Origin of the sequence: Bradyrhizobium altum (assembly GCF_020889705.1) — a bacterium.
Lineage (GTDB): Bacteria > Pseudomonadota > Alphaproteobacteria > Rhizobiales > Xanthobacteraceae > Bradyrhizobium > Bradyrhizobium altum.
In genome coordinates, this window is record NZ_JACMYP010000097.1 from 1 (window position 1) to 21,878 (window position 21,878).

Sequence of the window (21,878 nt, forward strand, 5' to 3'; positions counted from 1 at the left end):
CGAGCGAACGGTGCTGAGCACCGTGCGCACGAGATTGCCCGAGCTGGCAAAGCGGCGCGCTGAAATGCTCATCAATCGCAAGCTCAACGAGAAGATTAGACGCATTTGAGAACGCGAGAGCTTCCCAAATGCCGGTAAAAAGCGAGATGGTCCGACGAGGAAGATGAAAAACGACCGCCCCTACTCCGACCCTGAGAAAGCCGCCCGCAAGCTTCTGGAAATCGCCCGCGGGCTCGAGCCCTACATGGACGGCAGGCTACTCACCGAAAAGCTCAACTGGCCGATGTTGACCGAGTTCAAAGCCACGCCAGCGGAGTATGGTGCCGGAATCAAGTACGCTGTCGATCAGGGATGGCTATGGGCGCGCGAAAGCGGGACGTACTACAAGTTCACGGACGCCGGAAAAGACTTGTTTGGATAATGCGTCGCTTTGCGAGGAGAGAAAGTTGGTGCGCTTATGCGTCTTTTGGAACTTCTCTTACCTCACCGGGCTTCATCTGCAATCTTGCCGCGTCGTTCGCGCCCAACCTGTTCTTTAAGAGGCTGGCTGTCCACCCCTCAGGGATGCATCTAACACGCTCTCTACGGCCCCGTCGCGCGACGTGGCTGCCAACCAAATCCTCCATCCGCCGTCATCCGTCGTGACGCGGACAAGGTGAACTTCGGTCGCTCGGCCGCGTCCATGTCAGATCTTCTTTGGCCCTTGCTTGTCACGCCAGTCGTCCAGCGCCCCTTGTGTCGTTTCGCACCGATCTAGGACGGCTTTGCTTGACGCCAGGATCCGGTAGCTATGCTCCATCCGCTCTAGAAAATAGCGGGTGAATTCATCCTGCGCAGATTCCTTGGTGCGCCGGCAGTGTTCGGCGATTGCAAGATAATAGTCTGCATTCATAACGGGATATGCGCCAGAACGGGCAGACGTTCCAGAGCTAGCCGCAGCCACAATCAAGCTGACCCACTGCCACTGCCCCTTGTCCCTTGCGAGCCCCGCCGTTGAGCATTATTCCTGCCCCGATCGGCAAGGGTACAGCGGGAGTTCCAGTGAGCATTGTTAAGCGGCACGTAGCCGAGAGCGAAGAGCGCATGGTCCTTGTCGAGGACATTTGCATCGATAAAGGGGCACTTGTTTTGGACCCCGCCACTGAGGAAGTTTACTTTTCTGCGGATGACGAGGCCTATAAAAATGCCTACGTGGCGGTTTTTCAGGCTTGGGCTAAAGGCACGATCAAGGGCACTGCGGAACAAGTCTTCGAAGCCACCAAATCCGTCCTAGAGGACTAACCTTACAGAGTCATATAGGGCTCCGACGAAGTTTTAGCACAGCTAGCGCTTCATTAGCCCGCCTAACCCCGCATGCAGTTTAGGGCGCGTCTATCGCGGCGTTGCGATCAGCGCGGCATTGGTAAGGATGGGGGTTAGTTGGAGAGCGGTGTCTGCGACCTGCAGCCCGGCAAGGATGATCTGGGCGGCCATGACCTTTTGGTCTCACGGAACCCCAGGAACGATGCATTCGGACAGGGGTTGGTACACATCACCGCACGACCCTCGGTAACTGTCGGTGATGAGAACGCCGGCTTGCGCTCCCGCCTTCCCCCAACGGAAAGGGCAGCGCATGATCATCAAGCGTCCCCGTTTCAGGCAAATTCAGTCCCTCGAAGAACGCTTAACCCGCCAGGCCGAAGAGCTTCGCGCGAGGGCGAAGGCAATGCCTCCAGGCGTGGAAAAGGAGGCGTTATTGAAGCGCGCCCGGCAGGCCGAAACGGCCGCTCATATCAATGGCGGGCTGACTTCCCCCGGGCTGCAGCCGCCTGCGGCGGTCGAGGCTTCGCATGACGCTCGAGGAGGGAGCCGAGGCCCGCGAGAAGACGGTTAGTAGTTCGGGTTTCGTACCGGATTGAGAATGAATGGCGGAGTCGTTCGGTAGCTCATTTGCGCTCGTTGAAGTGACCGGGGACGACACAAAAACGCACCTTTGGGTCGCGCTCGCCAAGCCAAGGCAGGCCTTGACACTGATCTTAGCGGCCGTTCCGGAGGGTTGGAGAGCGGAAGTTTTGGATGTCACATTGACGGCTGATCAACAGAAAATATTCCAGGAACTCAACCTCGCTCCGGGGGATGTTCACAGGCTTGACTAGAGCCGAGCGGCGCCTAGGTAGGCTTGCGCCGTTCACTTTCAGCTCTGTTCGCGGACTTGAGTTGGTCACCGATGTAGTCGGAAATGTCACCGATTTCGGCATGCAGGTCGGCCTCCGAGATGCCCTGCTCTTTGGCTGCCTCGGTAATGCGTCGAGTGAGTTCGGACACATCTTGCGAAGCGCCGGGCGTCCGATATTGCTCAACAGCGTGCACGCTATTCTCGATCCAGAAGTCGATAAATTCGCGAGCCTTGCTCACCTGGCAATTCCTACGCCAACCATAGGCCAAGGTTAGCGCCAGTGAGTAGTTAGAGCAAGGCCGCAAGCCTTACCGCGGGACAATTAGCTCTGCCTTTCACGGCTGATCTCAAAGGAAAAGCGGACGACCATCACCGGACCGTCGCCGTCGCGGACTGCAATCTCCATTTGCTCGACACCGTTACCGCTGGCGGTGACCACCGCATCCCGGGCCATGACGCCCAGGGCTAGCGCAGCTTCGTTCTGCACGGCCTGCAAATCCCGGAGGGCCACGCCCTCCTCATCGACGGTCGTGCCGCGTCTGTCTTTCAAGTCGAAGTAATAATGAGGCATTGGACGTGCCCATACGTTTCCGATTCAAAGCATCGAGCGGGAATGCGTTACTAACGGGCGTTAATGGCCTGTTTTGGGCGGGAGCCTTGCACTTAGCCCGTGTGGGGCCCGAGCAAGGCTTTCGCGCGCCTACGCTCTTCTGTGACTGTTGGAAGAGGCATACCAAGGCTGCGAGCCCGGGCATAAATGGAGTTAACCGGGCGCCTGAGTGCGACGGCGATACGATTGGCGCTCGCTCGCGAAGCGATCATTGCTTTCAGTTGTTCGATTTCTTCAGCTGTCCACTTTCGATAGCGCATCCCCGTCAACCGTTTTGCAGATTACGGGCGCTCCCTTCAGCGGCGTCCCTTTGAAGGCGTCTTTCCCAACGACTTTTTGAGCGCTGACCCGAGCCGTCGCTCAACTCGCTTCCGGCTGTTGCCGACCTTCTTGACCGCCTTCTTCACCGACGCTGCCGATCTTCCGGTTTTCCGCGCCTCGTAGCGCACCTCGTAGTCTTGTCCACCGGCGACGCGGGCTCGATCCTGCTTGCGCCCGCGGACGCTCTTTTTTGCCTTCTTCGCCATTGCGGCCTCCCAGTTCCAGTGAAGACCAAACGCAAGTACCATCCGCGAGTTCCTGCACGCCGACTGCGCTCGGAACGAATCGAAGGGCGCTCGCTTGAATCCGGTTTCTGTTGTGGAGTCGGTTATGCGTAGATCGAATTGGACACCTTCAATTGTACCGAGCGACGACCAGACAGTTTATCTCGTCGCCGACGATTTCGGAAAAATCGGCGGAGCATGGCGCGAGGCGGATTTTGAAACGGCGGACCTTGAGACGGTCATTCAAAATCTGTTGGCCGGTGAGTATTCCAACCCGCTCCGGGTGATCGCCTTCAACACATCGGAGCGCTGGTCGGAAGATGTCTCCGAGGACGTTGCGCGAGAGGTTCAACGCCGCTGCGATCTGCAATTGACCGACGTCCCATCCCACCTGCAGAGCTTCGTCGACCACCACGCCGGCCTTGACCGCCGGCAGCTCACCCTGCGGCTCGTTTAGATATGCCGTTCCAGCGCAAGAAGCCGGAGGCCATAGGCACCAAGGCACTTTTTCCCGGCTTCATTGCGCCGGCCCTGGCATCGCCAGTCGATAAAGTGCCGTCGGGCACACGCTGGCACCACGAGATCAAGTTCGACGGCTATCGCGTCCAGGTCCATCTTGCCCATGAGGAAGTGAAGGTCTTCACCCGCCGCGGCCACGACTGGACCAAGCGCTTCAAGAAGGTCGCCGACGACGCCTGGCACATCTCCGCTTCATCGGCAATTATCGATGGCGAGATCGTAGTGCCGGCTGCCGACGGCACCACCGACTTCTCAGTGCTGCAGAACGAGCTGCGCGGCACCTCGACCAGGATCGTGCTGGTCGCCTTCGATCTGCTTTATCTGAACGGCCGCGATCTGCGAAAATTGCCGCTCAGGGAGCGCAAGGCCGTGCTGAAGAAGCTCATTGCTGGCACCGCCATCCAATTTAGCGAAAGCTTCGAGGTCGACGGACCCGAGATGTTCGCCCATGCCTGCAAGCTAGGCTACGAAGGCGTCGTGTCGAAGGTCGCCGCCAGCGTCTACCCGACCGGCACTCGCAGCCGCGACTGGGTGAAGAAGACCTGTGCCCAGCGCGAGACGCTGATCATCGCCGGCTTCGCGCTCGACGGCAACGACTGGGACGGCATCTATGTCGGCCGGCGCCAAGGTGACGCGCTGCTCTATGCCGGCAAGGTCGACCATGGCTTTGACAAAGCCTCAGCCGCCGAGCTTCGCCAACGCCTGACCCCGCTGATCCGGAAGACGCAGCCCTATACCAAGCGCATCAGGCACAAGGGGATCTGGGTCGAGCCGAAGATACTTGCCGAGATTGAGTACCGCGCGAAATCAGCCGAGGGCAAGGTGCGGCATCCGTTCTTTCGCGGCCTAAGGGAAGACCTATGAGTGAGCCGGCATGCATCCTCTGCGACGACACCGGATGGGTCTGTGAGAACCACCCGGATCAGCCCTGGTGGACCGGCAATCATGCCTGCCGGTGCGGCGGCGCTGGCGCGCCCTGCCCGAAGTGCAACAAGCCGATGACCCTCCGCGGCATGTTTAGCCGGCGTGAGCGTCGCGAATAACGCGATCCTCTATCCCTTCCGATGGCATGAGACGTGCTGACTAATTGCGGCCGGGGACTTCAATGTCCCCGTTCGGGAATAAGCGATCGCCCGGTGTTTGTTTTTGAGACGGGTGGACCACAATTGAGGAGGCATAGTTGAACTACACAGCACCTCAACAGGCTCGGTTCTTCGTTCGCAAAGGAGGTACAGATGACTGGATGGTTTATGATCGCGAACTCAAAGGGCCAGCGCAGCTGAAGAAAAACGGCCCGTTCGCCGAGAAGCTCACGAAGGAACAGGCCGAACACATAAAGCAGCTGCTGACTGACGACCTCACCTGTAGGTAGGCTTCCGATGCGAGCTGATGCGATGACGGAGCCGGCATGTCCCCGAAGCTGACGTTGAAGCCGACGTAGCTGCAGGTCAGCTGAGGGCCAAAAGCGGCGGCCCGATTACGCCTCAGGGCGCTATTCCGGCAGCCCGGCCTGCCGCAAAGCCAGGTTCATCTTTTCTATGTATTCGGGCGAGAAACAGTACATCCGATAATACGCATCTGCCTCGCGGATCGTAAAATCTGGACGCAACTTTAGGAGCTTCGTGACCTGCGCCTTCGCGTCGTCGAGCCGATTCAGAAACGGCAGCGTATATGCTTGATCTAGGTGGCTGAGCCAGAAGCCGTCGATGTAGGCGTGCCGGAAGTCCTCAAGTGCTTGTTGGTACTCGCCCCTCCACCAATGGCGTTTTGCTGGGGCGTACCACCAGTTGTAGGAAGCGCTAGGACCGGCCAATCGAATGGCCTTTTCGGCGAGGGCAGAACCCTTGTCCCAATCTCCCATGAACGCAAAACCAAGTCCCAAAAATCCCAGCGCGACTGGATCGTTTGGATTGAGAGCGAGTGCTTTTTCCGCTTCTTGACGATAAAGGTCCAACTGGCACTTTGCACCGATTGCTTGCGCGAAGTAACGGCGCACCACGGCATCGTCCGGCGCAAGTTCGACTGCTCTCGCCGCGGCTCGGATCATTTCGTCGTTCAGATACAAACGTTTTTCGACATGCACAACAAGATCCCGCGTCAAGCCGTATCCGAATTGCCGTTGCGAGTTTATGACGGCAGAACGCGCAGCCCAAGCCATCGCGTTGTTTGGCTCCTTTGTCGTAAGCTGCTCCGAACATGCGAGCGCCCTTAGGGTTGCTGTCTGGGAGCCAAGAGCGCCAGCCATCCGAGCCTGAATGATGCACTCGTAGGGGCTGAGTTCATCAACTGGCTTGTTCTGAAACTTTTTGTACTCAGCGCCGTCAATCGCTCCGCTAATTTGCGAGGCGGAAACATCGCCAACCTCATAGGCATCCATTTCCGTTTTGATACCCTCAGCGCTGATATCCGAGAACGCCGACCATACCTCTGCGCGTGAACGCAGGTCAGCGACATGTATATTGACGCGAGCCCCCTCACCCAAAGGGCGCACTTCGCCCATCACCAAATAATCGACTCCGCTGGCGCGCGCAGCTTCTGCCGGATCGCGATCGTTCAGGAAATTCGCGGCTGTGGCGCGCGGCACTACTTTCAACAAGCTGAACTTGCCGAGCGAGGATACGAGTTGTTGCGCCAACACATCGGTGATGGATTCGAGCGCAGCCGTCTTGGTTGGGTTTCCAGCAGGCAGAACAGCGACCGTTGGGCCTTTTGTGATTAAGCTGACCGTCCGTGAAGGCGAATCTCTCTTGAAAAAGTCGTTGCTAATGACCTTCCAAGCACTCCAGTAGCCGGTCAAGCCGCTAACAACCGCTCCGATTGCAGCAATAGAAGCGACCAGCGCTCCGATGTTTCTCAGTCGGTGACGGAAGCGACCCGACCGAGAACTCTCCTCGACAGCGGCAGGCTCAACAGCTCCCTTGAGATCGGTACCAGTGCCGACCGCATCCTTGTCGCTCATGGCGCTCCCCCAGCCGCCGTTCATATGGACTATATCCGGCTCCCAAACGTCTAGGAAGGCATCGGTCGCCGTGATCGTCCTCTGATGACGATTTGGATTGTATTCCTGCGCCGCTCGCGCGGAGGGTCGGTTTGGGTCAAAATGCGAAGAACTCGGGTTGAGCAAATGTAGTCGGCTCTGCCGCGATGAGCGGACCTCCGTCAGACGCGGCGCACCTTCGTAGATGGGCCACTTGCGGAAGAACCGAAGCACGCGATCTTGGACTTTGGTTCGCCCCGTCGGCCTTTCTCGGAAGGGCCAGCCTAATTGGGCGCTTCACTGCACAGGCGATAGACCTCTATTCTGGCAAGCGCCTCCGGTTGCGGCTGCAGCGCGACTGGGTGGAGCCGGTTATGCGACAGAGTGCCGAATAACGCGCTGCGGACTTCGCCGGTGACGAAAATGCCATTCTCCTCGTTCTCCAGGAGCTTAGCTGATGCACTCTGCAATTGCGAGGCGATCCACACGTCGCGGCCATAGAGAAAGGAGCGGAACGCGTAAAGTGTGCCACGGTGCAGCCCGATGCTAATCGAGCAGTCGAACTGTTCCTGATGCCGAATTGCCTCCCAGCTCCGGATCAAGCGCTCTGCCCCCGCAATGGCCTGAGCGGCCTCGACGAATGTCACGCAATAGGAATCGCCGACACTGAAGCGGACCATGCCGCCAAATTCCAGCGCCGTGCCACGAGTCACCGCATCGAGCGCATCGAGGGTACGCTCCACCGTGCTGCTGACTGGCCCAGCATCCATGATCCTACCGAAGCCCTTAAGGTCTGAGAACAGAATGTAGGCGTCGGCAATAACGCGGGTGCGATCGCGCCGCTCGATACGGTAAATTGGCATCGGTTCGGCAAATCCCTTGAACGCGAAGCTTTCGACGAGCGCAGTCTGGATTTCGACCGATGTGAGGGCGAGCCGAGCAGCAGTCGTGAGATAAATCTCATCGGGCGGCGTTACCGCCTCGACGCGGGTGGCGAGTGCAAAGGCATCACCGATGAAGTCGCCGTCCTGAACGGCAATATCACCCAACGCGATAACAATACGTATAGCCACGCGATCGTCGCCCCGGTTTAGCTGCGCTAGTCGCAAGGCCTCTTGCATCGCGATCGCCGCTTTGGCCGCGCCGCTGACACTAGGGAATTCCAACCAGTAGCCGTCACCCGCAGCTTTGATGATCCGACCGTCGTGCTCCGCGGCGTGGCGCGCCAGAAAGTTGCGATGCTCACCGAGAAGCGCCTGAAGATCCGCCGGTAGCAGTTCGCGGAAGCGGGACGTCGAGCCGCTGATGTCAGTCTTCATGACTACGGTAGTTCGAAGCGGATTCATCCTGCATCGATCCTATACGCCCGGAGGTCCGCAACCTACCGCAAGTCTTCGCTCGTTGGTAGGGGAATGCGCTAAGGTCCTATCCACGCACCGCCATTTCGCCGTGCAAGCAAGGCGCGCTGAGGCAGGTTCGCCCCGCAAGGGTACTCGCTCTGGGCAACTGTTCGGCTCCGGGTCAAAAAGCCGCCCTTGGCCGGCCGACCGAGCGACTTCCGCTTTGTCGCCGGAAGCGATCTGCAACCTCAGGCGTAGGCCACAAAGTTCCTATAAACGCAGTTGAGCGCACGCTCGGACGGGAAATGATCCCGTCAGAGAGGCGCTGCCATGGCCGAGAATTATACCCTTCCATCGTTCGATGACATGCCATCGTTCGACGACATTCCGGACAGCCAACAGGCTCCAGCACAAGCTGGCAGCGATCAACCGCTCATGTTCGATGACCTTCCGTCATTCGACGACATGCCGGGCAACGCGACACAACAGCCCCAAGCTGAAAGCTTCGTTCCACGTACAGCCCGCCGTGTGGCTCACGACCTCCCCGGCGCTGCAGGGGGATGGGCGGGAATGGGGGCTGGCTTTGAGGCCGGCGCAGTCGCCGCTCCATTTTTTGGCCCGGCTGCTCCTGCGATCCCCTTTGTTGGTGCGATCGGCGGAGCGCTTCTCGGAGGGTATCTTGGCGATAAAGCCGGTCAGACCGGCTTCGATGCGATTGGCGTTCACGATGAAGATTTGTTGGCGGCCAACGCTGAGGCTCATCCAACTGAACAATTTATCGAAAGCGCTGCGACTAACATGCTCGGTGCAGGCCCAGCTCGTGGAGTTGGTGTTGCTGCCCGTGGAGTGGCCGGTGGAGCAATGGCAGCGATAGGTGCTGGCCAAGAATATGCTCAAACCGGGAAGGTTGACCCAACTCATCTTGCTGTTGAGGCAGCTCTTGGCGCCGCCATGCCTGGCGCCAATCCTCTCGGTAGCCGCTTACAAGGGGTTGGCGCAGCTGCCATTCGGAAAGTTGCTGGCCGTCCCAATGTCGACCTCAATCCTGCTGCCCAGCCGGCACAGGATGAGGCGCAGGCATCACAGCAGCCCGTTGTGGAAGGCGAAGCGGCGACCGTCCAGACCGCGCCTCCGGAGACTGGCGACACGGTAGGCAATCCGCAGTCGAGCCCGGAGCGGTCGGATCGGGTCTACGGGAAAGAGACCGCGCCATCCGAACAAGGCGACATGCTGACGACCGGGGATGTGGACCCTGCGACAGCGGCGGCGTTGCTCGACCAGCTCGAGGGAAAGCCAGCGCGCCCATCTGCGCCACAGCCCGTACAAGAGCCCGACCAGCCGCAAGTGGTTAGTCGCCCACAACAGGCTGAGGGTGTGCGGCTGCCGTCATTTGACGAGATGGCAAGTGAGCCTGAACCTGCTCGCGATGCCTCGATGCCTGCTCGCGCGAACGATGGCGACAGAGTCCAAGGCGAAATAGGCGCCGAGGGACTATCCGGTGACAATCGCACGCAGGCCGACCTGCCAGAGACGGTGCACGACTCCAAGTCGCCGACCGTCCGCGGCCTGATGGACAAGCTCCTGAACGACGAAGGCGGGTGGATCGACCACGGCAGGATTGCCGATGACCTCAAGTCCAAGCTCAAGGGCTCGGCTTTTCTCAATTCATTCCTCGAGCCGGGGCGCAAACCAACCAAGAGCTATATTGCCCGCGGCGTGCACGACGACAATCTCAGTCCCCAGGAAGAATACGCTCGCTCACTCTCGGACGAGCTTTACAAGGTGCGGAAGGCGAAAGAGCAGCACGTCATTGACCTGCAGAAGTGGGCTGCGTCACTTCCGAAGGAGCTGAACAACCCAAAGACGCTTGAGCGAATGTATTTCGCGCGTGAGGCCGGCAAGATCGGTCAGCTCGATCCGCATGAACAGGCGCTCTACAATCAACACCTGAAGCCCCTCTTCGACGAAAACGACAGGCTGTTCGATCAGGTGTCGAAGCTTGATCCCGACATGCTCGGTCCAAAGATTCAGGATCACATTTACCGCATTACAAAAGGCGACTCGCCAGAGCGAAACATCCTAAACCCGGGTGAGAGCGCCGATCCGATCGAGGGCACGTATGCGCTGGCCACGCGTCCTCGCGGCACGATGCTGGATCGCAAGTTCGTTGCATTGGAGAGCCCGGAAGGTCGTCGATATGTCATCTCGCTAAACCATGATGGCTTCACATTGTGGAACAATGGCCGACCGATGAAGGTCGTCGACCCCGGCTTCGAATACAAGAATGGCGAGAGGTACCAGCTAGGTCACCGCGACTTCACGATGAAGGAGGCGACGACCCCTGAGATTGAAGAGCACGCGCGCGTGGGCGGCGGTGGCAAGCCCGAATATTATCACAATGCCGCCCTCTCCGCCTCTGCGGCCAATCTCGACCTTGGCGAGATTGCGCGGCATCTGCGGTTCTTGCAGGATCTCAAATCAAATCCTGAGTTTTTGAAGTACGCCAAAAAACCAGGGGAGAAGGCACCGGACAACTACGTCGAGACCCAACTTCCAAACTTCCGAAATTGGAAAATGGACCCGCAGCTTGCGTACGTCCTGGATGACTTCGCCCGGCCCGGCATCAACAATCCTTCGATCAACCGGTTGCGGCAACTGAGCCAAGCCGTGACCAAGACCATATTCTGGATGCCGACGGCGCACATCAACAACGTGGGCACCCACTGGTTCGTTGAGCGCGGTTTCCGATGGTTACCCGGTACTGGCGGTTATAAAAGCCTCGCCACGGATGGCCTGAAGGCGATCAAGTCTGTCGTCACGCAGGACGAATTGCAGAAGCAATTACGTGAGAGCGGCGCCGGAACGATTTACGGCGGTGTCATTTCACGCAACGCGCTCGACAACCTTGCCAAGGGATTTGGAGAGGCTGTCGAGAAGAACCCGTCAAGATGGGACCCTATTGCGCGCCAGTTCGGCGTGGGACCAAGCGATCTTGTGAAAGCCGTTTACAAGGCGTCAAGCCACGCTATGTGGGCCGCCAACGACATGTTTCTGACTCACTCCGTGCTGGAGCACATGCGCGACGGAATGTCGATGCAGGATGCCATCACGAAAGCGGAGCGGCACATTCCGAACTATCGCATCCCAACGACCATCATGGGGAGCAAGCAGGGAGCACGAATCTTCTCTCAGATTTTGTCCGAACCCACTTTTATGGTGTTCGGGCGTTACCACTACGGGGTCTTCAATTCGTACGCGAACATCGCCAAGGATCTCGTGCGCGGATCTCGCGGCAACAAGCTGGACGCGATCGGCAACCTGTTCGCCATGGGCCTGCTCTCGTTCGCGGTATACCCAGTTCTGGATAAGGCCGCGCGGTGGATCACCGGAAATGACCACGCAAGCGCCGCGCGGCGCGGGCCTCTCGCGATCCCGTACCATCTTTACGAAGCGGCCCGGGGCAAGGAAAACCTCACCACCGCAGCACGCGATACATTCACTCTATCTCCGGCTCTCTCGACAGCCATGCAGCAGCTCTCTGGCCTCGACTGGCGCGGGAAGCCAATCATCGAACCCGGAGATGTTGCCAAGGCGCGCACGGCGATTGGCGCGGCGCAGCTCGAGCGGTTGCGCAAGAGGCTGATTTCCTGGGGCGCGGCTTGGTCTCGCCCTACTCCACCATGACGAATACCATCAACAAGAACCAGAGCATCGGCGGCGGCCTGCGGGACCAGGCTCTCGATATCAGAAACCCGAGTGCGGCCGCGGTCCGCTACGAGCAGCAATTGCCTAGGAAGCTGCAAGAATCGGCGGTCAACCGGCAAAGACATCCGGTCGGGCTTGCGGAGCGGTTGGCTAACAAAGTCACTCAGCCTTAGAACGTCGCTTGCAACGCCGGAATCAACAGGGCAGCTCGCGCCCCTTTCGGAAAGCAGCTTAGGCGCAATTTGCACGTCCGGAACTTAGTTCAAGTGAGGGCTGCAAATAGGCGCATAGGCTCGGCAAGACCCTTAAGCGCGGCTGGTCCCTGATCGACGAACTTGAGGCCAGCACCTGCGACTAGGTCCTTTACCGTGCTCGAGGCCAGAACTTCGCTCGCTTTCGCATGCTGAGCTACCCGTGCTGCGATGTGCACAGCAATGCCGCCCACATCGTCGCCCATCATTTCGACCTCACCGGTATGGACGCCTGCCCGAACTTCGATATCGAGCGGTCGCACCGCGCTGACGATCCTCTGGGCGCAGCGGACAGCGCGCGCCGGGCCGTCGAACAGTGCCAGAAATCCGTCCCCTGTAGTTTTAACTTCGCGTCCGCGATGCCGCTCCAGTTCCGAACGCACCGCCTCATGATGCGCTTCCAGAGTTGAACGCCACTGCCTGTCGCCCACCAACGAGGCTTTCCTTGTCGAATCGACGATATCGGTGAACAGCACAGTCGAGAGGACGCGATCAACGTCGACGGCAGTAGCGGAAACCCCCATGAATTGTCTGATCTCCTCGACAAGCCGATCCTGATCTCCTGTCCATGCGAGGTGATCGCTACCCGGTAGTTCGATGTAGCGCGCGTGAGAAATTCTATCCCCAAGCTCGCGGCCGGCGACTGCGCGAATGCGCACGTCGTCGCGCCGATGCATGACTAGCGTAGGAACACGGATCGACGGCAGGATGGCCGTTACGTCGATCTCGTGGTTCATACGCATCAGGTTGATAACGTCGGACGGGCTGGCCGCCGAGCGCTCGAACTTGGCGAAGCGCTCCATGGCCCCGGGAACTGCGGCCGCCGACGGGGAGAAACTGGGCAGACTCTTGCCGGTTCCCCAGTTGGACCGGATATCGCGCTCCAATCCCGCAAAATCGTCAAACGGAACAGATGCGCCAACCGTGCGCGCATATGTCCCGAACAGGATAAGACCGGCGACCCGTTCAGGGTAGGTAGCCGCAAACAGGATCGACATCGGCCCGCCCTCCGAGACACCGAATAAGTAGGCCCTTTTGGAGCCTGAGGCGTCGAGAACGGCGCGGATATCGTCGATTCTCTCATCGAGATGCGGGACCCCGACGCCACGATCGCTGAGCCCCGTGCCGCGTTTGTCGAATCGGATCAGGCGGGAGAACGAGCCGAGATTGTTCAAGAAGCGGGCTGCGTTAGGATTCTCCCACGACAGCTCCAGATGCGAAACAAAGCCCGGCGTCATGAGCAAATCCGGACCATCCTGTCCGGATATTTGGTACGCGACGAAGACCTCGCCGCTGGTCACATAGTGTGTCTCGACAACCATGGTTGCCTGCCGGCCTAGCCCGGTGGGTAGCCTACGGCTAACGGCCGAGCACTGCAATTGATCAGAATAAGCTCAGGCCGTGTGGTGTTCGCTAAGGGTCGGCCGTTGCGCGCTGCGTCGGCTTGGGTCACAAGCGGCGGTCACCGCAACCGCCCCTGCAACGTCCGGTCTCACGCAGACGGGCGACATCTTGGCGGCTGCTGCGTTGCCCAGCTCGGGGCCAAGACGCGGCGCAGTCTCGCAGATGGGTCATGAGCAGAAGTTGCCAGAGTGGAAGAGCAGCGAAGCCAGTTCGGTTGGCATCTCACGTCGGAACGGCGATTTCGCAAAGCAGCCCTTCCGCGCGCCAGTCAAAGAGCACCTTCCCGCCAAGTGGGCTGATCGTCCCTTCGATGAGCCGACTACCAAATCCCTTGCGTTGGGGCGCATCTACCCTGGGTCCGCCCAATTCGGTCCAGCGGAGCATCAGCTGTCCATCCTCGGTGCGCGACCAGGCCAATTCTATCCGGCCTCTTTTGTTGGATAGCGCTCCATACTTGACAGCATTGGTGGCCAATTCATGCAGGACCACAGCCATCGCCTGCGCAGCGGTAGGTTCTAACATGGTTTGAAGACCGTCCATCCGAACCCGCGTGCCGTATTCATCGAGATAAGGGGCGAGTTCCTGCTTGGCAATCGCCGAGACTTCAGCGCCTATCCACCGCGTCTCAACAAACAGCGAGTGAACATTTGCCATCGCTTGGATGCGTCCGCTGATCACTTCCTTGAGGCCTTCGGAAGTGTCGGACTGGGAAAGATTGATGATTGCCTGCACGTTCGAGAGGATGTTCTTGCTTCGGTGCTCCGCCTCGCGAGCGAGAATGCCGATCTGCTCCTGAGCCCGCTTCTGCTCGGTAATATCCCTGGCAATCTTCGATGCGCCAACGATGTTGCCGTGCGCATCTCTAACGGGAGAGACTGTGAGCGAAACGACGATTGAGCTGCCATCCTTACGTCGCCGAACAGTCTCAAAGTGGTCGATCCGTTCACCACGTCGGATGCGCGTTAAAATCTCGCGTTCTTCGCTTAGTCGATCCTCCGGGATCACAAGCGTAATGGGCCGACCGATCGCCTCGGAGGCCGAGTAGCCAAAGATGCGCTCGGCCCCCTTGTTCCAGCTCGTAATGATGCCGTCCAGATTCTTGCTAACGATCACGTCGTCGCTGGACTCGACTATGGAGGCCAGCAGATTGGCCAAGCGCTCGGCACGTTCCTGAACCGGCTCGTTGATGAGAGGCCTGCGTTGAAGTCCCGGCTGGTCTTTGGATGTCAATGGGAAGTCCCGAAATGTAGGTGCTGCACTGCAGTTAACGCCAATCATAGCACCAAACATAAAGGCTGTGATGTCTCATTGAGAACAGCCCCTGCCCCACCGCTGCCACAGCATCTGAAATCCGCTTGCGCACGCCCTGCTGTTGCGCTTGGATACGGCTTGGCCTGGAGGGCGAGCTCGTGCGCAGTCTGGCGTTTGTCGCGCTTTGCGGCGCATTGTTTGCCGCGCCTGCGAGCGCTGAAACCGTCGATGTCAAATATCGCGGCGCGGTCGACCTCAAACCGTTCGCCTGCACCGACATTACCCGTAGCAGCTTTATTCAGCGCGTCTGCTACGACAAGGCGCAGAGCTACATGCTCATCAATCTTCGCGGCACCTACTATCACTACTGCGAGCTGCCGCCGGCCGTACTCGACGCATTCCTTGCCGCGCCTTCGATGGGACAGTTCTACAATCAGAACATCAAGGGGACCGGTTCGGATGGCCCCTACGACTGCCGAACGCATAGGGTGCCACCATTATCGAACGGTGCTGCGACGGTATCTAGACAGCGCACCACCGTAGACGCCGCCAAAGTAAAAGCGATCTACGCACGAGCGGCGGCGGCAATCAAAGCGGCTTGCGATGCGGTCGAAGCGGAGTTGCCCGGCTACAAGACCAATACCTCAAAGGCGATCATTGACGCTGCTGTCGCCGCGGAATTCGCGACCGACGTGGACGTGGACGCCGCTTGCGGGGCAACGGAAGAGAAGTACTTGAAGGAATCGGCCGAATAGGACGTTTCCTCAGTCCCGGCGCTCTGCCGGACGCTGGGGCCCTGCGGCTTGCTTAGTGAGTACGCCTGTATTCGTCACTGTAGGCCTTCTTGCATGGCTTGCAGTAATTTGGTCCGGCATCCTTCGGTCCTCCGCACCTGGGGCAAGTGGTGCTCGCTGGTGGTTTTGGCTTGACCCCTAGCCTACGTCGACGCGCGAGTTGATATTCACGTAGGCAATCGTCGCAATAGGCTCGTTTCCGCTCTTCCTTCACTGCCGTGCAACGAGGGCAATGCACTCCATCCCCGCGCGGTGGAGGTGGCTCGACAACACCTAGCGCCACATCATCGCCAGCCACGATGTTGTACTTAGGGTTCTCGATCAAGATGGCCGCGCCTTCTGCCCTTCGCGCTGAAATCGCGTCAGGGTGATGCTCGATTTCGATCCTCGCAACTTCGGTCCACCATTTACGCGTGATGTGTTGCTCGAATCTTGATCCGAACGAGCGCGTCATTCCGATGTAGATCAATTCGCCATCTCGGTTGAACAACCTGTAGACGACGTGCGGCATCGAAAGACTTTCATGCCATTTCATAATGACCATCCGCGTTATGTTTCGACACGGGGTCTTTTTGGTTTTTACCCCTTGTATATTTCTTAACCACGTTAAAGCCCGCGCGAGGCCCCCGGCCTGGCCATGGCTACCGGGGGGGGGCGGCCATCGAGCGCCAACGCGTGAAGCCCAGCGCGGTGGGTGGGCTGTCGCTTGAATATCGAAAGGTTGCGGGAATTTTTATTTGGATGGCGCGACCATCAGCGTTCACCGGCGTAGTAGCGATGCCCGCTGAGCGTTCGAGCGCGTTCAGCACCGCGCGTTGTCCCAGGTGTCAGATCGATCGAGATCGGCGGGCAATCAAACCGGCCTCGCGGCGGTCGTAGGAACCCGCCGCCAGCGCGCGCGTTTACGCACCCCATGACCACCATCGACATCATTCGCACTCGCGACGGGACCTATGCCGTCACCCTCAACGACGACGTCGTTGCAGTCGGACTAACCAAAGCCGCCGCGTGGCGCGCGGCGGAGGAGCTGGTGATGTCCGACACCGCCGAGGACGCGCTTCTATCACCCCTTCCTGCGTCCCCAGCACCGGCAAGGCCGGTCAGCGAACTCATGGCCTACACAGCAACGCCGCCCGCTTGAAATCAACTGCGGGCGGCGTCGGTCCAGCCCCAGGAGGGTAGCGGCAAAATCCTGGCTCGGATGAGCCTGCAACTTACGGGCCAAGCTAGTCTCGGAAAGGCTGGTGTCATTGGGCCCATGGGTGCAAAGCCGCTCGGGCCACCACGGGCATCAAGCGCCACGGTCTTATTTGCAAAACTCCTAAGTTTCGCAAGAAATAGCTGGACAAGCAAAATCAGCGGGTTACAATTTGCGAAACTTACTTGTGAAACTGGAGACGAAAATGGCGACCCTCGGCTACGCTCGCGTCTCGACCCAGGACCAGCACCTCACCGGTCAGTTGGAAGCCCTCAAGGCCGCCGGTGCCGACACCATCTATCGCGAGAAGGTCAGCGGCGCCCGCGCCGATCGCCCCCAACTGGCGAAGCTCATGGCCGCTATAAAGGCAGGTGACGTGGTCCTGGTCACCAAGCTGGACCGGCTCGGCCGATCGACCCGCGAACTGCTCGACCTGATCGAACGTATCGGCAAGGCCGGCGCGGTCTTCCGCAGCCTCGGAGATCCGCTGTTCGATACCTCATCAGCGCAAGGCCAGCTTCTCGCGACCATGCTAGCCGCTATCGCGCAGTTCGAGCGCTCACTGATCGCCGAGCGCACTGGTGAGGGCCGCAAACGTGCCATGGCCAACAAGGTCAAATTTGGCCGCAAGCGAAAGCTCTCCGATTACCAGCGCGAGGAAGCGGTAAAGCGCCGGGCTGCCGGGGAGAGCCTGGCGTCGATTGCGAAGTCCTACGCCGTCGATGTCAGCATGATCTCGCGCTTGGCGCCGGGCTACCGCGCCCCTTTCGAGGCCGCCGACGCAGACGCCTGAAATAGGACGATCGAATACCTCGCCTGAGGCGCATCACGAACTGATTGGAGGGGGCCTGCCTCTTGTCGGCACGCCCTGGCCGTTTAATCGCGCTCCCCTGCCTGGACAGACAAGGGCGGACGCGCGTCACGTTGACATAAGAAAAAAAGTGCCGAAGGCGAGCAAGCCGAAGGCTGCCACCACTACGGCGTCGTACATCGCACACGCAACGTCGAGTTCGCGTTCGTTCATCTGACAATCCTGTGCCTGCGGACTGTTTCTCCCAGATTGATACACCCAGCTTGGGCTTATTCCCCAGCATCTAAGGGTGGTACCGTAGTCACACGGGGCGCGGTGCTAAACGCACCATCGGCTACGCTGAACCAAAGCCTGTCGAATGATTTGTGTGTGAGAAGCGTCACAGATCGACACCGCCGGGGACGCACCTTTCCAGCTACTTCGCCGAGTTCAAAGGCCCAGGTCCCCTCACCGGCCTTGCCCAACCTCTCGAGACCGTGTCCCGGCGCCCACCGGGCAGGAACCGCCGCGACTGAAGCGGAATGAAGCCAAACTCCCGCATGATTATCGCCAACCGGCGGCTATTCGCTGCGTTACGCCTCACCCCTACGACCTCCAGAAGGGCAATGGTGCTCATGCCCTCCACGCCCCTTAGAGCGGCCTCCAGAGGCTTCCGCCACGGGTCTGGAGGCGGAGCGTCGGCCCGTTGAGTGGCCTCACGCATTTTCCCAGTAAACGACATTCTGTTACCTCCTATGTTCAAGACACACCTCTCCCCCTTTCCGCCTTCAGTATGGGGCCAGCCCTCCCTGAAGCTCCTGACTAGGGAGAGGACCTCGTCGGCCCCGCGTACTAGTTTCCCTTCCGAACCCTCATGGGGTCCGGCACGGCGTTGCCCCCGCCGTGTCCGCCCGCCAGGCCCTTCTGGAAGGGGCCGGCGCTTGAGACGATTTTTTCGGCTCGTCTCACAAGTTGCCCGGGGCGGGTTGTCATCCCGCTGACGGAGCGACTTGCCTTGCAACCGTTCCCGGGGTTGCCGGGCGCCTGAAGGCCGCGGGAAGGAATGGGGACACCTGAACCCGCGTGTTTTGATTCCGGTTCGACCAAAAGATCGTCGAGCGCACCGGCGTCACTCACCGCTTTAAGGTGCGGTGCCCTGCGGTCATTCATCTGCGGATGCGAGGTTTTGCCTCACGTTGCCGGCGACAGGATCATGGCCGATCTCGACCTGTCGCTATTCTCGCGACGATAGGCTGTGGTTCGTTTGATTTGCGGCGGGAGCCTCCGAGCAGACCCGCAATCACGTGCCACGGCCGACCGAACGCGGTGGTTCGTGTCAGCGCGTGGGCCCGCCAAAGCTGGGTATGCCGAGCGCATCGGTGAGCTTGTCGATGAATTCTTGCTGGCAGTTGGGGGCAACGAAAATCAAGTTGTCCTCGCCCGGCCATTGCTTCTGTCGAATTACGAGATCGCCGGTGTCGTTGAAGTAGATTGCAGTGGCCAATTGCTCCCGGAGCACCATCGGGTCGACAGACCAATCGAAGTCATCTCGCGCGCTCCGAATAGCGGCTGGTGCCTCGAGCGCTGGGGAATTTCCGCGCTGCAACTTCCCCACTGGGGAATTTTGAATTTCCCCACGACGCGCCCTGACGGTCTTATGGTCGCAGCCAATTTCCCCTGCGATCGACCGAGCGCTGCGCGTTGGATCGGTCGCTATCGCCGCATCAATTGCCGCACGCGTTTCCGCCCTGGTCGCTTTGTGGGAGGTTAGATTTTCCTTGCGTTCTGAAGCCGCTTCTGCCAAAGATAGCACATTCATATTTCGATCCCTGTCGAGATGTGGTTGCGATGCTCTCTCAAGGTGTTCTGGCCCAAAGAGAGTAGTGAGAATTCCAAGGCGCCTCCGGCTTCGTCACCCGGGGGCGCCTTTGTTTTTGACGTTCAACCGTGCGCATCCGGCCGGCGACGTCCGCGGCCTTGGTTGCGGACCTCTGTCAAACATGCGCCGCACCATGGTGCGTGGCCGAAGGCGTCTCAGAACTTGATCTCATCGGCGCCGAGAGCGCAGCGGTGACCCATTCATCAAGGTCGGTAGGCGCGTAAAACGGAATCCTGCCGATGCGCCGGAAAGCCGGGCCCATGCCGATGACGGCTAGTTTCGCCAGCGTGCTCGGCGAACGGGACAGGCCATAGACGTCGAACAAGTATTGAGAGGCTGCCTGACGGCGAAGAAGTTTCCGAGGGTCCATCACTCTCTCCTAAAGATGCTCAGCAATAGCGAGCTACGCCCGCAACCTGCGCGGCCATGCTTGGAGCTTCGTTTATGGAAAAACTGCTGTCCGCCACGGAGCGCGAGGTTTCCATCGCAGCTCGCAGCGCGACGAACGGGACGTGAACGCATTCCGGGACTTTTTCCGGGACTTTGCGCCATCAGGCCCTGATTTTTGCTGCCTTTCGGCCTGTTTTTGTTCGCAGAGACCTATTCGGGGCGATCCGCAAAACTCAAACAATTCAACGGCTTTGAAGGTCAAAACGCGGCCTGCGCCGCTTACGCATTCCAGTTCTGGAAGCTCGGATGCACCAGCGCTTCGGGCGCGATCGCGAGCACGATCAGCGCCGCCACCGCCAGCGTGCGGAAGGTGATCGCGCGGCGGTCGACGATGACAGCGATCAGCACCACGGCCGTCATGAAGAACGACCGCTGGGTCGCGACCTCCGCTCCCGACAGCAGGAGGTAGAACGCCGCCGCGACGAGCGCGGCCGCCGCCGCCCATTTCTTGATCGGGTGTCCAGCCGTCAGCGCCGGAAACAGCGCAAGCAGCGCCCGGATCGTGAAGAACACGACGCCCGCGACCACGGCCATGTGGTAGCCGGAGATCGACAGCACATGGCCGAGCCCCGAGATGAACATCGCGTCGTTGACCGGCGTCGTGATCGCATCGCGCCGGCCGGTGAGCAGTGCAGTTGCGATCGCGCGCTGATCCCCATCGAGCGTGGTGTGGATGCGCGCGTCGATGGCATCGCGCAGCCACTGCATGAAGGCGGCATAGCGCAGCGCGAGGCCACCAGTTGCCGGCGGCTCCCTGGTCTTCACCGCGCCCATCACGAAGCCGGATGCGCCGATACCCTGGAAATAGAGGTCGCGCCCAAAATCATAAGAGCCGGGACGCTGCGGCCCGAGCGGCGGCATCAGCCGCGCCTTCAATTCGACGAAGCTGCCGACGTCGGGCGCGGTGCCCTTCTTCACCGAGAGCCTGACACGCTCGAGTCTTGGCACCTCGCGCTGGCTTTCCATCGACGTGACGCGCAGCACGAAGCGATCGGTCTTCTCTCTGACGTCGCGTGTCTCGACGAAGCCAGTCAGCGCCACGGAAAATATCGGCCGCGCCAGCACGCCATGGGCGATCCGCGCGGTCTTCCATGTCGCGGTCGCAAAGCCCGCCACGACCGCAGCGAGCATCACGATGGCGGGAAACACGCTGCGCCGCCGCAGCAGCAGCGCCAGCAGGCAGAGCGCGATTGCGACGGTCGCCGCGACCGACAGCACCGGCTCGTGCTCGGCTGCGAAATAGAACGCGATACCGGTGCCGAACGCCACCGGCACCCACGGCAACAGCCGCCCGGCCCCCGTCTCCGCACGCGCCCATTGCCGCAATGTCTCGACGCGAGGCCGCCAGATGCTGACGCGCTCCGGAACATAGCCACCGACCGGCGCAGCCGCGCGCGGCGGCCACGTCCCAGCGTAGCCGCGTCTGCCGCCCGGCGTCGTGCCCTGCTCCGCCATTCCGCTCGCGATCCCTGCCGGGCGGCAGGCTAGCGGATCCCGCAGTCACCCGGCTAGCGGAACGGAACCGAAACACGCAACCGAAGGCTGTGACCTGCGAGGACAATTGGACACGAGCGCGCGCCCAGGCGCCCCAAAAGGCGCGCGCCTAGATCAGCGGCGTCTGCGACGAGACGTGATGGCAGGCGATCTTCCAGTCGCCGTCCTCGCGCGCGATCACCCAGGTGATCTTGACGGCGAGCGAGGGTGCATCGCCGTCGAGGAAGAACGACGCGATAGCAGCCATGTTGACGAGATCGGCATTCACCCGTTCGGTCCTGACGTCGCTGAACTGAACGCGCGGCGCGCGCCAACGCGGCAGGCCGTCAAAGTAGGCTTTGACGCCGTCGCGACCGCGATAGAGCGTCGGCTTCGAGCCGAAGAAGAACGCGTGCTGCGAGTAGAGCGCAGCAAGCGTATCCGCATCGAGCTTGCCGAAACCTGCGGACCATCTGGCGATGATGGCGGAGGCGATATCGTCGGCTTTGTCAGGCATCGATCGCCTCTGTCCGTTGT

Annotated in this window: 22 protein-coding genes and 1 pseudogene; 10 read left to right on the forward strand and 13 right to left on the reverse strand. The window is 60.1% G+C overall.

All coding sequences use genetic code 11. The features are described 5' to 3' along the window. The first annotated feature begins 163 nt into the window (after window positions 1-163). Window positions 164-421: a hypothetical protein gene (locus H8B02_RS22795; RefSeq protein WP_229168359.1), complete on the forward strand. Its 258-nt coding sequence runs from the start codon at window positions 164-166 to the stop codon at window positions 419-421. A gap of 264 nt (window positions 422-685) precedes the next feature. Here the strand turns inward: H8B02_RS22795 and H8B02_RS22800 are convergent, their stop codons facing one another. Beyond that, entirely contained in the window at window positions 686-892 is a 207-nt protein-coding gene (locus H8B02_RS22800; protein WP_229168360.1) for a hypothetical protein, read from the reverse strand. Window positions 893-1,041: 149 nt separating this feature from the next. Between H8B02_RS22800 and H8B02_RS22805 the strand changes: the two genes are divergently transcribed. After that, window positions 1,042-1,281 carry a hypothetical protein gene (locus tag H8B02_RS22805; RefSeq protein WP_229168361.1) on the forward strand — a complete coding sequence of 80 codons (240 nt, stop codon included), beginning with the start codon at window positions 1,042-1,044 and terminating at the stop codon, window positions 1,279-1,281. An 867-nt stretch (window positions 1,282-2,148) separates the two neighbouring features. Here H8B02_RS22805 and H8B02_RS22815 read toward each other — a convergent pair. The 3 genes from H8B02_RS22815 to H8B02_RS22825 all read right to left on the reverse strand — a co-directional run bounded on the left by H8B02_RS22815 (window position 2,149) and on the right by H8B02_RS22825 (window position 3,292). Further along, window positions 2,149-2,394, reverse strand: coding sequence for a hypothetical protein (locus H8B02_RS22815; protein WP_229168362.1), 246 nt, complete (start codon window positions 2,392-2,394; stop codon window positions 2,149-2,151). Window positions 2,395-2,477: 83 nt separating this feature from the next. Beyond that, window positions 2,478-2,726: a DUF6894 family protein gene (locus tag H8B02_RS22820; protein ID WP_229168363.1), complete on the reverse strand. Its 249-nt coding sequence runs from the start codon at window positions 2,724-2,726 to the stop codon at window positions 2,478-2,480. A gap of 335 nt (window positions 2,727-3,061) precedes the next feature. Beyond that, window positions 3,062-3,292 carry a DUF3606 domain-containing protein gene (locus H8B02_RS22825; protein ID WP_229168364.1) on the reverse strand — a complete coding sequence of 77 codons (231 nt, stop codon included), beginning with the start codon at window positions 3,290-3,292 and terminating at the stop codon, window positions 3,062-3,064. Between the two features lie 124 nt (window positions 3,293-3,416). Between H8B02_RS22825 and H8B02_RS22830 the strand changes: the two genes are divergently transcribed. From H8B02_RS22830 to H8B02_RS22840, 3 genes are all read left to right on the forward strand, one after another. Next, entirely contained in the window at window positions 3,417-3,767 is a 351-nt protein-coding gene (locus tag H8B02_RS22830; RefSeq protein WP_229168365.1) for a hypothetical protein, read from the forward strand. A 2-nt stretch (window positions 3,768-3,769) separates the two neighbouring features. Next, entirely contained in the window at window positions 3,770-4,693 is a 924-nt protein-coding gene (ligD, locus tag H8B02_RS22835) for a non-homologous end-joining DNA ligase (RefSeq protein WP_229168366.1), read from the forward strand. 316 nt (window positions 4,694-5,009) lie between these two features. Further along, on the forward strand, window positions 5,010-5,201 hold the full coding sequence (locus tag H8B02_RS22840; RefSeq protein ID WP_229168367.1) for a hypothetical protein: 192 nt from the start codon (window positions 5,010-5,012) through the stop codon (window positions 5,199-5,201). A 120-nt stretch (window positions 5,202-5,321) separates the two neighbouring features. Here H8B02_RS22840 and H8B02_RS22845 read toward each other — a convergent pair whose 3' ends face one another. Both H8B02_RS22845 and H8B02_RS22850 read right to left on the reverse strand, forming a co-directional pair. After that, window positions 5,322-6,788 (reverse strand): tetratricopeptide repeat protein, encoded by a 1,467-nt coding sequence (locus H8B02_RS22845; RefSeq protein WP_229168368.1) that lies wholly within the window; start codon window positions 6,786-6,788, stop codon window positions 5,322-5,324. A 302-nt stretch (window positions 6,789-7,090) separates the two neighbouring features. Beyond that, complete coding sequence (locus H8B02_RS22850; protein WP_229168369.1) at window positions 7,091-8,125, reverse strand: adenylate/guanylate cyclase domain-containing protein; 1,035 nt, start codon at window positions 8,123-8,125, stop codon at window positions 7,091-7,093. Window positions 8,126-8,476: 351 nt separating this feature from the next. Here H8B02_RS22850 and H8B02_RS22855 point away from each other — a divergent pair, with 351 nt between their 5' ends. Together H8B02_RS22855 and H8B02_RS22860 are read left to right on the forward strand one after the other, a co-directional pair. Then, complete coding sequence (locus H8B02_RS22855; protein ID WP_229168370.1) at window positions 8,477-11,830, forward strand: hypothetical protein; 3,354 nt, start codon at window positions 8,477-8,479, stop codon at window positions 11,828-11,830. Then, window positions 11,827-12,024, forward strand: a complete 198-nt coding sequence (locus H8B02_RS22860; protein WP_229168371.1) for a hypothetical protein — start codon at window positions 11,827-11,829, stop codon at window positions 12,022-12,024. The genes H8B02_RS22855 and H8B02_RS22860 overlap by 4 nt, the downstream gene beginning before the upstream one ends. Window positions 12,025-12,113: 89 nt before the next feature. Here H8B02_RS22860 and H8B02_RS22865 read toward each other — a convergent pair whose 3' ends face one another. Beyond that, entirely contained in the window at window positions 12,114-13,424 is a 1,311-nt protein-coding gene (locus H8B02_RS22865; protein WP_229168372.1) for an adenylate/guanylate cyclase domain-containing protein, read from the reverse strand. Window positions 13,425-13,728: 304 nt separating this feature from the next. After that, a complete protein-coding gene (locus tag H8B02_RS22870; RefSeq protein ID WP_229168373.1) occupies window positions 13,729-14,736 on the reverse strand; it encodes a PAS domain S-box protein in 1,008 nt (335 codons plus the stop codon). Window positions 14,737-14,915: 179 nt separating this feature from the next. Here H8B02_RS22870 and H8B02_RS22875 point away from each other — a divergent pair, with 179 nt between their 5' ends. Further along, on the forward strand, window positions 14,916-15,512 hold the full coding sequence (locus H8B02_RS22875; RefSeq protein ID WP_229168374.1) for a KTSC domain-containing protein: 597 nt from the start codon (window positions 14,916-14,918) through the stop codon (window positions 15,510-15,512). 52 nt (window positions 15,513-15,564) lie between these two features. On the opposite strand, the gene H8B02_RS49040 is transcribed toward H8B02_RS22875, so the two are convergent. Further along, complete coding sequence (locus tag H8B02_RS49040; RefSeq protein ID WP_376711702.1) at window positions 15,565-16,095, reverse strand: GIY-YIG nuclease family protein; 531 nt, start codon at window positions 16,093-16,095, stop codon at window positions 15,565-15,567. A gap of 369 nt (window positions 16,096-16,464) precedes the next feature. On the opposite strand from H8B02_RS49040, the gene H8B02_RS22880 reads away from it, so the two are divergent. Both H8B02_RS22880 and H8B02_RS22885 read left to right on the forward strand, forming a co-directional pair. After that, on the forward strand, window positions 16,465-16,692 hold the full coding sequence (locus tag H8B02_RS22880; protein WP_229168375.1) for a hypothetical protein: 228 nt from the start codon (window positions 16,465-16,467) through the stop codon (window positions 16,690-16,692). A 262-nt stretch (window positions 16,693-16,954) separates the two neighbouring features. Continuing rightward, window positions 16,955-17,542 carry a recombinase family protein gene (locus tag H8B02_RS22885; protein ID WP_229168376.1) on the forward strand — a complete coding sequence of 196 codons (588 nt, stop codon included), beginning with the start codon at window positions 16,955-16,957 and terminating at the stop codon, window positions 17,540-17,542. Between the two features lie 1,333 nt (window positions 17,543-18,875). Here the strand turns inward: H8B02_RS22885 and H8B02_RS22890 are convergent. From H8B02_RS22890 to H8B02_RS22905, 4 genes and pseudogenes are all read right to left on the reverse strand, one after another. Continuing rightward, window positions 18,876-19,358, reverse strand: a complete 483-nt coding sequence (locus H8B02_RS22890) for a hypothetical protein (RefSeq protein WP_229168377.1) — start codon at window positions 19,356-19,358, stop codon at window positions 18,876-18,878. Window positions 19,359-19,533: 175 nt separating this feature from the next. Continuing rightward, window positions 19,534-19,788 (reverse strand): hypothetical protein, encoded by a 255-nt coding sequence (locus H8B02_RS22895; RefSeq protein ID WP_229168378.1) that lies wholly within the window; start codon window positions 19,786-19,788, stop codon window positions 19,534-19,536. Window positions 19,789-20,102: 314 nt separating this feature from the next. Next, window positions 20,103-21,323 (reverse strand): annotated as a pseudogene (locus H8B02_RS22900) (ComEC/Rec2 family competence protein); the annotation flags it as partial. Between the two features lie 148 nt (window positions 21,324-21,471). Continuing rightward, window positions 21,472-21,858, reverse strand: coding sequence for a YybH family protein (locus H8B02_RS22905; RefSeq protein WP_229168379.1), 387 nt, complete (start codon window positions 21,856-21,858; stop codon window positions 21,472-21,474). Window positions 21,859-21,878 lie beyond the last annotated feature (20 nt).

What these genes read in the sequence shown, in the direction of transcription:
- H8B02_RS22795 (WP_229168359.1), top strand. Translation starts at nt 164, where the DNA reads ATGAAAAACGACCGCCCCTACTCCGACCCTGAGAAAGCCGCCCGCAAG.
- H8B02_RS22800 (WP_229168360.1), bottom strand. Translation starts at nt 892, where the DNA reads ATGAATGCAGACTATTATCTTGCAATCGCCGAACACTGCCGGCGCACC.
- H8B02_RS22820 (WP_229168363.1), bottom strand. Translation starts at nt 2,726, where the DNA reads ATGCCTCATTATTACTTCGACTTGAAAGACAGACGCGGCACGACCGTC.
- H8B02_RS22825 (WP_229168364.1), bottom strand. Translation starts at nt 3,292, where the DNA reads ATGGCGAAGAAGGCAAAAAAGAGCGTCCGCGGGCGCAAGCAGGATCGA.
- H8B02_RS22830 (WP_229168365.1), top strand. Translation starts at nt 3,417, where the DNA reads ATGCGTAGATCGAATTGGACACCTTCAATTGTACCGAGCGACGACCAG.
- ligD (WP_229168366.1), top strand. Translation starts at nt 3,770, where the DNA reads ATGCCGTTCCAGCGCAAGAAGCCGGAGGCCATAGGCACCAAGGCACTT.
- H8B02_RS22845 (WP_229168368.1), bottom strand. Translation starts at nt 6,788, where the DNA reads ATGAGCGACAAGGATGCGGTCGGCACTGGTACCGATCTCAAGGGAGCT.
- H8B02_RS22850 (WP_229168369.1), bottom strand. Translation starts at nt 8,125, where the DNA reads ATGAAGACTGACATCAGCGGCTCGACGTCCCGCTTCCGCGAACTGCTA.
- H8B02_RS22855 (WP_229168370.1), top strand. Translation starts at nt 8,477, where the DNA reads ATGGCCGAGAATTATACCCTTCCATCGTTCGATGACATGCCATCGTTC.
- H8B02_RS22860 (WP_229168371.1), top strand. Translation starts at nt 11,827, where the DNA reads ATGACGAATACCATCAACAAGAACCAGAGCATCGGCGGCGGCCTGCGG.
- H8B02_RS22865 (WP_229168372.1), bottom strand. Translation starts at nt 13,424, where the DNA reads ATGGTTGTCGAGACACACTATGTGACCAGCGGCGAGGTCTTCGTCGCG.
- H8B02_RS49040 (WP_376711702.1), bottom strand. Translation starts at nt 16,095, where the DNA reads ATGGTCATTATGAAATGGCATGAAAGTCTTTCGATGCCGCACGTCGTC.
- H8B02_RS22880 (WP_229168375.1), top strand. Translation starts at nt 16,465, where the DNA reads ATGACCACCATCGACATCATTCGCACTCGCGACGGGACCTATGCCGTC.
- H8B02_RS22885 (WP_229168376.1), top strand. Translation starts at nt 16,955, where the DNA reads ATGGCGACCCTCGGCTACGCTCGCGTCTCGACCCAGGACCAGCACCTC.
- H8B02_RS22890 (WP_229168377.1), bottom strand. Translation starts at nt 19,358, where the DNA reads ATGAATGTGCTATCTTTGGCAGAAGCGGCTTCAGAACGCAAGGAAAAT.
- H8B02_RS22895 (WP_229168378.1), bottom strand. Translation starts at nt 19,788, where the DNA reads ATGGACCCTCGGAAACTTCTTCGCCGTCAGGCAGCCTCTCAATACTTG.
- H8B02_RS22905 (WP_229168379.1), bottom strand. Translation starts at nt 21,858, where the DNA reads ATGCCTGACAAAGCCGACGATATCGCCTCCGCCATCATCGCCAGATGG.